General features: G+C 26.2%; 1 protein-coding gene. It reads right to left on the bottom strand.

From position 1 onward, the window contains the following. Positions 1-325 (bottom strand): transposase (locus KGF50_RS22055; RefSeq protein WP_227850014.1); only part of this gene is annotated, 325 nt, incomplete at both ends.

Below are 325 nucleotides of genomic sequence, written 5' to 3'. Positions count from 1 at the left end.
TACCCACATTTATTGCATATTTGTGAACTTGCAAAGAATTTACCTACCTTTACAATTTGTCTACCATACCAATTAGCTTTATATTCTAATTGGAGAACAAATTCTGACCATGAAACATCATAAATTAAGCGAGATAGTTTATGATTTCTAGTCATATTCTTTACTTGTAAATCTTCTATACAAATAATATTATTCTCTTGTATTAATTTAGTAGATAGTTTTTGTAGAAAATCCTTTCTTTGATTAGTTATATGTTCTTGAAGTCTTGCAACTTTTAATCTTGCTTTATTTCTATTTGAACTACCAATTGTTTTTCTCGATAATT

It is taken from the genome of Clostridioides sp. ZZV15-6598 (assembly GCF_020657705.1).
Taxonomy (GTDB): Bacteria; Bacillota; Clostridia; order Peptostreptococcales; family Peptostreptococcaceae; genus Clostridioides; species Clostridioides difficile_F.
This window is presented reverse-complemented; position numbering and strand designations above follow the sequence as displayed.